A 9,899-nucleotide genomic window follows, 5' to 3' on the forward strand; every position below is an offset into this window, starting at 1 on the left:
ATAAATGGATCCGGGTGGCCTTAGCCGTCTTACAATCGGGGAAGCCGTTTGATTCTCGACTAAACCTGCCAACCGAAGAAAATTTGGTTTCAAACTTGTAAAATTTGACAGTTCATAGGTACGCGACCGAAGTTGCTGCGGGTCGAGTCGTTGCGTGCCTAACGGCACTTGGGAGCGTGACCTGACCAACCGTATTGCTACCGACGCTGCGCTGTTAAATCCCTACGGGAATAGAGATTAATCTCCCCAAAGCATCCTCGCAACTCATATGGGCACATTCTCTGCTCTGCATTCCCGGTTTTTCATTTCCGGCGTTCCATTCAGTATTACAACAAGGCATTGCGCGCCAAAGACGTCTCTTTCCGGCTGGAACCGCACTGGAAGGCCACCAGTGCCGGACTCGGTTTGGTCGGACGGTTTTGACAATAAGCGATTTATCCTGATTTTTTTGAATCTTTTCCGGTTCTCTCAGCATTTATCCGTATTTTTGCACCCAATTTTTAAGACTTGTTTCACTTAATTGATTGGTACGGAAATGAAAATTGCAGTAGTAGGTGCAACCGGCCTCGTCGGTGGCGAAATCCTGAAAGTGCTCGAAGAGCGTAACTTCCCGGTAACGGAACTGATTCCTGTCGCGTCAGAACGCTCGGTGGGTAAACAGATTACGTTCAAGGGTAAACAGGTTACGATCGTGAGCTTTGAGGATGCCATCGCGGCAAAACCGGCTATTGCGATTTTTTCGGCCGGGGGCAGCACGTCGCTCAAACTGGCTCCGCTGTTTGCCGAAGCCGGTATTACGGTCGTCGATAACTCCTCGGCCTGGCGCATGGACCCGACCAAAAAACTGGTCGTTCCCGAAATCAACGCCCACACGCTGACGCCGGAAGACAAAATCATCGCCAATCCCAACTGTTCGACCATCCAGATGGTGGTGGTGCTGGACCCGCTGCATAAGAAATACGGTGTGAAACGCGTCGTGGTTTCGACTTACCAATCCGTAACCGGAACCGGGAAAGCCGCCGTCGATCAGTTGTTTTCCGAGCGTTCGGGCGATTATTCCAATCCGAAAGTCTATCCGCACCCCATCGACCTCAACGTGTTGCCGCACATCGATGTTTTTCTGGACAACGGCTATACGAAGGAAGAAATGAAGATGGTGAACGAAACCAAGAAGATCATGGGCGACGACACCATTCAGGTGACGGCTACGACCGTGCGGATTCCGACCATCGGTGGACACTCCGAAGCCGTGAACATCGAGTTTGAGAATGACTACGAAGTAAGCGATGTCGTTAAAATTCTGGAAGAAGCGGAAGGCGTCATCGTTCAGGATGATCCGAAAAACTACCTGTACCCGATGCCGTTGACGGCACACGGAAAAGATGAGGTGTTTGTGGGACGGATTCGTCGCGACGAAAGCCAGCCCAATACCCTCAATCTCTGGATTGTGGCCGATAACCTGCGGAAAGGCGCGGCCACCAACGCCGTTCAGATTGCGGAATATTTAGCGGAAAACAATTTAGTCTAACATCCCGTTATATACATACAAGCCTGTCGGCCTTAGGCTGACAGGCTTTTTTCTTTATAGCCCCATCTACTCAAGCCTATACGTCTAATTCGGTTCATTTTAGATGAATTCCGGGAATTACGCCCTGGTTTACCTGCTAAAAACCGTTCAAACCGGCCCTGTTCGGTAAAGAATGGTTGGCGTAGAAAATCCGGCGAGACCGGCCTGCTTTATTAAATAGATACAATTTATTAGAACTTTTTATGAAGATCGATTTGGTTGTTTTTTTAGTGATTTGTGCCGTTTGGCTACGGTTAGGAACCGCTCAGGCGCAACAGCCCGCACCGGTTTCCAATTCGATGGTGCAAGCCATTGGACTGGAAGCGGATACGACGCAACCCGCCCCCCCGACCCGCCCGGACACAACGCAGTATAATTCGGCCGACCGCCCCGATACGGTTCGCTCCGCACCGGCACAGCCAGTCGTGCAACCCGCCCTTCCGGTCACGAATTCGCCAACGTCGACCACCCAACCCGTTGGTACGGGAACAGCAGCGGGCCGTCGGGCTAATGCGAGTGCGCCGGAATCCGTTGTCGGCTCCGGAAAAATCAGTGGGAAACTCCTGACTCCGCAAGCCGGTAAAAATCAACCCGTCGAATTTGCCAGCATCGGCCTGTTCCGCTCGCGGGATTCGAGTTCGGTGACGGGTGCGCTGACGGACGAAAAAGGCTTTTTCCAGATGACCAATCTGGCACCGGACGCCTATTACCTGCTCATTCAAAGCCTGGGTTTTGCCGCCAAACGGGTGCCGCGCATTGTGATCAGCATGGACAAACCGATTGTCGATCTGGGGAATATTCTGATGACCGAAACCGCCAAACAACTTCAGGAAGTGGTGGTTCAGGGACAAAAGCAGGCGTATGAATACTCGCTCGACCGCAAAATTGTGAACGTCGATCAGTTGCCCATCGCACAGGGCGGTTCGGCCATCGATATTTTGCAGAATGTGCCTTCCGTAACAGTCGATGTCGACGGGACGCTGAGTTTGCGCGGTAGCAGCAATGTGATTGTGCTGGTCGATGGAAAACCGTCGGGTCTGACAGGTCTGGATCGGCAGGCGATTCTGGATCAGATTCCGGCCAGCAACATCGAACGAATCGAGATGATCACCAATCCGTCGTCGCGTTACGATGCCGACGGAGCCGCCGGGATTATCAACATTATTCTCAAAAAAGAACGGGCTGCGGGTTTCAATGGCAATGTGCAACTGAACGTCGGTACGCGGGATAAATACAACGCGTCGATCAATCTGAACACACGGTTTAAGAAACTCAACCTGTTCAGCAGCTATAATTTCCGGGCAAACCGGCGGTTTCAATACCGGATTTCGGAGCGGCAGAATATATTCGGAGACTCGATCAGTTATCTGGCGCAACGCAACGATGCCATCCGCCGAAGTGTGAACAACAACCTCCGCGTTGGTTTTGATTACGCGCTGTCGCCCCGCGACAACATTACGGCTTCGATTCTCTACCGGCCTGAATACAGCCGCGATTCGGAAGTCGAGAACTTCAACACGCTGGACGCCGGTCGCAATTCGCTGGGACAAACGTTGCGAATCACCGAAGAAACCGAACCCGAAAGAGGACTGGATTATGTTTTCGGGTATCGGCGGACGTTCGACAAACAGGGGCGAGAACTCACCTTTGATGCCACTACGTCGAGCAACAAAAGCACGGAATACCAGAACTTCAGCAACACCACGACCTTGCCCGAAAATTTGCTGACGCCCAATTTTCTGATTGGCCGGCAGCGCGCCGACAATGGCCGGGAAAACAGGGTGGCGGTGTTGCAACTGGATTTTGTGGAACCACTCAAAGACAAGAAGAAACTCGAAACCGGCTTGAAACACACCTACCGGCGGCTGGCTTCCGACTATACGTTTGAGAACCTGCTGGACGGCATCTGGACCGTGAACCCCGCCATCAGCAACAATTTTATTTATGACGAACGAACCAGCGCGGCTTATGTGAATTTTGGGAACGAGATCAGGAAGTTCAGCTATCAGGTGGGGTTGCGTACCGAGTATACCAACATTACAACGGATCAGCGGACCACCAATGTGAAAAGCCAGCGGGATTATATCTACCTGTTTCCCAGCGTTTTCCTGAACTACAACGCCAGCGAATCGCAGAAGATGCAGATCAACTACAGCCGCCGGATCAACCGGCCCTCAACCTGGTCGCTGAACCCCTTCATCGATTTGTCCGATCCGCTGAACATCCGGTTTGGAAATCCGAACCTGAATCCGGAGTTAATCAATTCGTTTGAGATAAGCCATTTGCTGTATGGCAAAAGCACAACGCTGACGTCTTCGCTGTTTTACCGCCAGACAAACAACGAAATTACCCGGTACCAGACCTTGCGGCCCGACGGTATTACCGAACAGACCTCGTTAAACCTGAACCGCTCGCAGAATTACGGGCTGGAAGTCGTGGTGACGCAGGATCTTACGCGCTGGTGGAAAATAAACGGGAATTTCTCTTTTTTTCAGCGAAACATCCAGGCCAGCGCCGATATTCCGGGCATTCTGACCCGCACCAACCGGAGCTGGACGGCTCGCATCACCTCCAATATGAACCCGAAAAAAGGAACCGATATTCAGGTGGCGATGAATTACCGGTCGCCGTTTATCGTGGCGCAGGGAACCATCAAAGGCTTCTTTAACGTCGATTTGGGGGTCAAACAGAACATTCTGAAAGGGCGCGGAACGGTGAGCCTGCGCGTCAGTGACATCTTCAATACATTGCAGTTCCAGAACGAGAGTTTCGGCTCCAACTTTGTGTCGTCTACGCGCAGCAAACGCGAAAGCCGCATCGGTTTCATTGGCTTCAGCTACCGGTTGAGCCGGCAGGTAGTTCGGGAAAAAGACCGCGATCAGGAACGTGAACGGGATGATTCGCCGGCAGAGAATGAATTTTAGTTAACTTTAGGCATGATCCTGGGACTTGTCCGGCATCCTCGAAGACATGCAGTTGCTGGTCAACGTGGGCTATCGCCTGAGCAACGAAACTCCTTTTCCCGGCTGGAAAACCGGTTCGGAATTTAAAGCCGCACGAGACAGGGAGTAAGGAAGAAAAGATAGGACGGCCCCGGTTTTGGGATAAACCGGGGCCGTTTATTTTGTTACTAAATCAAGCGTACAGCGTTTTATCGATAAGGAGATGTTAGAGGAGTGAAAAAGGCGGCTAGACACCGGAAACCATCAGTTTTTTTACAAAGCGACGCAGGGTGTCGTGACTGACGGGTTGGGGTATCCGGGTATTGACGTGTTCTAACACCCGGTAATAATTACCCTGATACATCTGAAAAGCCTGTTTTACTTTTTCCACATGATCCTGACAGGATAAACTCAATTTGGGTTTCAGACCACGGCCCGGTTTATCAATCAGCGCTTCGAGTCCGCCCTGGTTCCACCGGTTCATCCAGTTGTAGATACTCCGGCGATCCACCTGGAACATGTCTACAAGCTCATTGACCTGCATCCCCTGAAAACTGTAGAGAATGCACTGACAGCGTCGCCGGAGGATACTATTGTCAGTGGTGGCAATCAAATGGCGAAGCTGCTTCATTTCATCCGAGGTAAGTGCTTTGATGTTTTTCATTTTCTCAACATTTTGATTGATGAGACGACTGCGGTTTCGTACCCGATAATTTCAATTGAGATGGTCGGACTTTACTCCCAGTCTTCTTTCTGTTCACGTTTCAATAGAATAATGAATACAAAAATAAGCTGATAAACAGTACGTTAAAAATGACCGTTCGCGTTTATTGGAAAGATTATATCACTTTAAAAAACAGACTATTTAATTTTATTTAGAATGAATGTAATCAGTAAAGGTATTTTTATAAAATTTTAATATTGTTGCTTTTCTGTTTAAAAAAATACTGTTCGACTTAGGTACTAAAAGCACAAGTCGCTGTTTTTTAAGGGTTTGTCGTATACGATTTGGTTACTTAAACCCCGGAAAAATGGATCATAAGTAGATTCTATTTTGCGAAGCAGTAGAAAACCACATAATCACTTCTAAAAAAATTACAACAAGAATTACCGCAATTGATTCGGCCGGGAAACCGGGCTGATGTTTAAACTAATTCTGGAAAACCGGGTTGAATAGAGACGACCGGTCTCTATTCGTAGACTCGTCGTACACAGCAAAAGAACCGGCTTTTACACCCTTTTTTATCCATCCCTATTTATGATTGCAGCTAAAGGATACGCAGCTCAGAATGCGCAAACACCGCTGGCTCCGTTTCAGTTTGAACGGCGCGAGGTGAAGCCCCACGACGTTCAGTTCGACATTCTCTATTGTGGGGTTTGTCACTCCGATTTACACCAGATTCGGGACGAATGGGGTGGGTCGATTTTTCCGATGGTGCCGGGCCACGAAATCGTGGGGCGCGTGACGAAGGTCGGCGCGGAGGTCACCAAATTCAAGGTCGGCGATCTGGCCGGGGTCGGCTGCATGGTCGATTCATGCCGCACGTGCGAAAATTGCCGGGAAGGTCTGGAGCAATACTGTCTGGCGGGGAACTCCCAAACCTACAACGGCAGGGAACAGGACGGCATAACGCCAACCTACGGCGGTTATTCGAACCTGATTGTGGTCCACGAAGATTTTGCGCTCCATGTCTCCGAAAAGCTGGATTTGGCCGCCGTGGCTCCGCTGCTGTGCGCCGGCATTACCACCTATTCGCCCCTGCGGCACTGGAAAGTGGGCAAAGGACACAAGGTCGCCGTGTTGGGGCTGGGCGGTCTGGGACACATGGCCGTTAAATTTGCCGTGGCTTTTGGTGCCGAAGTGACCATGCTGAGTACGTCAGCCTCTAAGGAAGAAGATGCCAAACGGTTGGGCGCACACAAGTTTGTCCTGACCAGCGATCCGGCCCGGGTGAAGGAAGTGAAAGGTTATTTCGACTTCATCATCGACACGGTTTCGGCACCGCACGACTACAACCTGTATCTCTCTCTGCTCAGAACCAACGGCGTACACATTTGCGTGGGCGCGCCCCCAACACCGGCCGAAATCATGGGCTTTAGCCTGATCGGCGGTCGGAAAAGCATCGCTGGTTCGGGTATCGGCGGGATACCCGAAACGCAGGAGATGCTGGATTTTTGCGCCGAACACAACATCGTGTCGGATATCGAGCTGATTCCGATCAAAGACATCCAAACGGCGTATGACCGGATGCTGAAAGGCGACGTTCGCTACCGGTTTGTGATCGACATGAATACGTTGTAAAACAGGCGGTTTTTCGGCGAATGAGCGTCAGGCCGTAAAAATAGCGTCCATTTTCTCGCGAATGGTCAGCAGCCGGGTGCGGTCGCCACCGTTTACTTCGGCCGATGCCCAGCCGGAATAGCCTATTTTTACGAGTGCTTTGTTCACCGCCGACCAGTTGCAATCGCCTTCCAGGAATTCAACGTCGAACCCTTTCCAGAGACCCTCGTCCTGCTGTTTCTTCAGACTGTACTCTTTGACGTCCAGTTTCAGAATCCGCTTGCCGAGGGTTTCAATCCAGTGCGTCGGCCAGCCGTAGCGGAGGATGTTGCCCACGTCGAAATACCAGCCCACGAGCGGGTGTTTGAACTCATCGACAAACCGGGCGGCTTCCAGCGGACTGATCAGAAAACCGTTCCAGACGTTTTCGAAGGCAATCTTGACGCCGGTTTTTTCGGCCATCGGCAGCAGCTTTTTGATTTCCTTGCGGCAACGTTCGTAGGCATCTTCGTAGCTCACGTCGGCTTTCACCACGCCGGGAACCAGCAAAACCGTTGTGCCGCCGTACTGCTTCGTGTCTTGCAGCGATTTTTCCATCGCCTTCACGCACACTTCCCGAACCTTCGGGTCGGGATCCGACAGGGGCGATTTCCAGTGCGCCGAATTGACCGTGCCGGGCAGTTCCAGACCAGTTTTGTCGCGGGCGTCCAGCACCTCCTTCATGTCGAGGTTGTTGGGCGTGTCCAGTTCCACCCCGTCGAAGCCCAGGTCTTTCAGCAATTTGAACTTATCGAGTATCGACAGATCCTCTTTCACCATGCCCCATTTCAGGCTTTTCTTCACCATCGGCGTTTTAAGAACCGGGTTGGAAACCGGATTGACAAACGGGGCGGAAACCGATGCAATGACGTGGGGTACGGATTCAATAGCGGCAAAACCGCCTACAGCGGCCAGCGAGCCGTTTTTTAGAAATTCTCTGCGTTGCATGGTTTTCAGGAAAAGGAGGTAATACCGGGTCGGGCGACTTCCACAATCGGGGGCGTCATGTCAAAACTATAGGTGTCCGGGCCTAATTTTTCGGTAGAATTCATGGCTTCGTCCCAGGTGATCCGACGCCCGGTATAGGCCGCCATGCGTCCCATGATGCCCAGTAGGGTGCTGTTGGCCATGTATTCGCCCTGGTTGATCGGTTCGCCCTTCCGAATGGCCGCAAACAGCTCATCGTGTTCCGTCTGGTACATGTCGTTGGCAACTCCCGAATATTTCCATTTTTTCCGCCCGGTAATTTCGTGTACGTTCCGGGACACGTTGGCAACGGCGCGGCCTTTCGTTCCCAGGGCTTCACACATGTAACTCCCCTCGCAGTTGACCTGCTGACGGCTGAAATGGAACCCTTTGGCCCCGTCTTCGTATTCGTAGGTAATGGCAAAGTGGTCGTAAATATTGCCGTAGATCGGTTCGGTCCGAACCTGACGGCCACCGGTCCCGGCTGCCGAAAGCGGCATTTTGTCACCAAAGGCCCACGACATCATATCGACGCTGTGAATCGCCTGTTCGACCAGGTGGTCGCCCGACAGCCAGGTGTAATAATACCAGTTCCGGAACACGTATTCGGCGTCGGTCCAGCCCGGTTTTCGGGGGTGTGACCAGACGGTGCCAGTGTTGTAGGTGTTATAGACGGAGAGGACATCGCCAATCGCGCCGTCCTGAATTTTCTCGAACGTGGCTCGTTTGGGTTCATGAAACCGCCAGCAGAAGCCCGAAAGGAGTGAGATTTTCTTTTCCTTCGCGATTTTAGCCGCTTCCAGCACCTTGCGGACGCCGGGTGCATCGACGGCCATCGGTTTTTCGCAGAAAACGTGTTTCCCGGCCTGTACGGTGGCCATCAGGTGTTCGGGACGGAAATGCGGGGGCGTCGCCAGAATGACCACATCGACCCCCGACTCCAGCACTTTTTTATAGGCATCGAACCCCACGAATTTGTGTTCTTCGTCGACTTTGACTTTGTCGCCGTGGATTTTCCGCAGGTTGTTCAGCGAGTCATCCAGTTTATCCTTGAAAATATCGCCAACGGCGTGCAGCACCACATTGGGGTCGGCTTTCAGCGCTTGGGCGGCCGCGCCGGAACCCCGGCCACCACAGCCGACCAGGCCGACTTTTAGGGTGTCGCTGTTGATACCGGCAAATGAACGTTGGGGGTGTAAAATAGTGACGGCGGGTAAAACGCTGCTGGCCAACGCCATGCCAGTCATTTTTAAGACGTCTCGACGGGAAGTACTCATACGAAAGTGGTTTAGGATTTTGGGTAGAAAAATCGGTGAAGATTTTCCCTGAAAGATAGCCAGTCCAACCGGGAAAGTCAAAATTCGGGCGGTTTTCACCTTTCGAAAAGCCATTTATCCAGGGAGTTAACCATTTATCCAATACAATGCAATAAAAGGTACTTGGTTTTGCATAGTATTCGAAAAGATTTTTATATTTGAAGCCTTCACGCTAAACCAACAAATCCTGATGAAAACGTTCCTCTTCTTCTTTTCCCTGCTTTTCAGTACCATCTTCAGCTTTGGCCAATGCGACAAGGAGGTTAAGTTGACCACCTCAAAAACGGAATACCTGGATGCCGCTGGCGTGGTTCAGCGGACGGTGGACGAGCAATGCACCATTGACATTGGGAAAACCGACGTCTTAATAGTACCGGGTAATGCCGATCAAAAAATGAACGGCACCATTCAGTCGACAACCTGCATCTGGAGCGTTCCGTACAAGGAAGGGAAAACCGTGATGAAAGCGTTATTTAAAGAACCGTCTGGTGAAGAGCGCCACGTGACGCTGACCATCGAAGGCAAAGCGGGCCAACTCACGTTCCTGATGGAAATCGCCGAAATGCCGGATCGGAAGATTCGGGTGTGGGTTGAGGAGTTTGGGGAGAAGAAGTGAGGGGGATTGATGCGAAAGTCACTACTTGTATATACTGAAACTTTTGGGATCAAGAGCAAAAGTTGTGGAGCATCTTGGTTTAAGCATATAACTGCGTTAATCGATAAAGGAAAAACTCGACGTTTCTTACCCCTCTGAACTGAGCCCGGAAGGCTTTGATCTTGGCATTGAA

At 51.4% G+C, this 9,899-nt stretch carries 8 protein-coding genes; 5 read left to right on the forward strand and 3 right to left on the reverse strand.

Annotated elements, in window-relative coordinates; all coding sequences use genetic code 11:
• The first annotated feature begins 535 nt into the window (after nt 1-535).
• The 3 genes from DUE52_RS31830 to DUE52_RS33005 all read left to right on the forward strand — a co-directional run bounded on the left by DUE52_RS31830 (nt 536) and on the right by DUE52_RS33005 (nt 4,639).
• Nucleotides 536-1,528, forward strand: a complete 993-nt coding sequence (locus DUE52_RS31830; RefSeq protein ID WP_114410189.1) for an aspartate-semialdehyde dehydrogenase — start codon at nt 536-538, stop codon at nt 1,526-1,528.
• Nucleotides 1,529-1,770: 242 nt separating this feature from the next.
• A complete protein-coding gene (locus DUE52_RS31835) occupies nt 1,771-4,491 on the forward strand; it encodes a TonB-dependent receptor domain-containing protein (RefSeq protein ID WP_114410190.1) in 2,721 nt (906 codons plus the stop codon).
• A 25-nt stretch (nt 4,492-4,516) separates the two neighbouring features.
• Nucleotides 4,517-4,639 (forward strand): hypothetical protein, encoded by a 123-nt coding sequence (locus tag DUE52_RS33005; RefSeq protein WP_262511020.1) that lies wholly within the window; start codon nt 4,517-4,519, stop codon nt 4,637-4,639.
• 117 nt (nt 4,640-4,756) lie between these two features.
• Here DUE52_RS33005 and DUE52_RS31840 read toward each other — a convergent pair whose 3' ends face one another.
• The gene (locus tag DUE52_RS31840) at nt 4,757-5,173 is read right to left on the reverse strand and encodes a helix-turn-helix domain-containing protein (RefSeq protein WP_114410191.1); all 417 of its coding nucleotides are present in this window, start codon (nt 5,171-5,173) and stop codon (nt 4,757-4,759) included.
• A 594-nt stretch (nt 5,174-5,767) separates the two neighbouring features.
• Here DUE52_RS31840 and DUE52_RS31845 point away from each other — a divergent pair.
• Entirely contained in the window at nt 5,768-6,811 is a 1,044-nt protein-coding gene (locus DUE52_RS31845) for an NAD(P)-dependent alcohol dehydrogenase (RefSeq protein WP_114410192.1), read from the forward strand.
• A 27-nt stretch (nt 6,812-6,838) separates the two neighbouring features.
• Here the strand turns inward: DUE52_RS31845 and DUE52_RS31850 are convergent, their stop codons facing one another.
• Together DUE52_RS31850 and DUE52_RS31855 are read right to left on the reverse strand one after the other, a co-directional pair.
• Nucleotides 6,839-7,777 (reverse strand): sugar phosphate isomerase/epimerase family protein, encoded by a 939-nt coding sequence (locus tag DUE52_RS31850; RefSeq protein ID WP_114410193.1) that lies wholly within the window; start codon nt 7,775-7,777, stop codon nt 6,839-6,841.
• A 5-nt stretch (nt 7,778-7,782) separates the two neighbouring features.
• On the reverse strand, nt 7,783-9,072 hold the full coding sequence (locus DUE52_RS31855; RefSeq protein WP_229312376.1) for a Gfo/Idh/MocA family protein: 1,290 nt from the start codon (nt 9,070-9,072) through the stop codon (nt 7,783-7,785).
• Between the two features lie 229 nt (nt 9,073-9,301).
• Between DUE52_RS31855 and DUE52_RS31860 the strand changes: the two genes are divergently transcribed.
• A complete protein-coding gene (locus DUE52_RS31860) occupies nt 9,302-9,727 on the forward strand; it encodes a hypothetical protein (protein ID WP_114410194.1) in 426 nt (141 codons plus the stop codon).
• Nucleotides 9,728-9,899: the final 172 nt, after the last annotated feature.

It is taken from the genome of Larkinella punicea, from assembly GCF_003334855.1.
Lineage (GTDB): Bacteria > Bacteroidota > Bacteroidia > Cytophagales > Spirosomataceae > Larkinella > Larkinella punicea.

Excerpts from the sequence above, each read along its gene's own strand:
- DUE52_RS31830 (WP_114410189.1), top strand. The coding sequence starts at position 536 with ATGAAAATTGCAGTAGTAGGTGCAACCGGCCTCGTCGGTGGCGAAATC.
- DUE52_RS31835 (WP_114410190.1), top strand. The coding sequence starts at position 1,771 with ATGAAGATCGATTTGGTTGTTTTTTTAGTGATTTGTGCCGTTTGGCTA.
- DUE52_RS31840 (WP_114410191.1), bottom strand. The coding sequence starts at position 5,173 with ATGAAAAACATCAAAGCACTTACCTCGGATGAAATGAAGCAGCTTCGC.
- DUE52_RS31845 (WP_114410192.1), top strand. The coding sequence starts at position 5,768 with ATGATTGCAGCTAAAGGATACGCAGCTCAGAATGCGCAAACACCGCTG.
- DUE52_RS31850 (WP_114410193.1), bottom strand. The coding sequence starts at position 7,777 with ATGCAACGCAGAGAATTTCTAAAAAACGGCTCGCTGGCCGCTGTAGGC.
- DUE52_RS31855 (WP_229312376.1), bottom strand. The coding sequence starts at position 9,072 with ATGAGTACTTCCCGTCGAGACGTCTTAAAAATGACTGGCATGGCGTTG.
- DUE52_RS31860 (WP_114410194.1), top strand. The coding sequence starts at position 9,302 with ATGAAAACGTTCCTCTTCTTCTTTTCCCTGCTTTTCAGTACCATCTTC.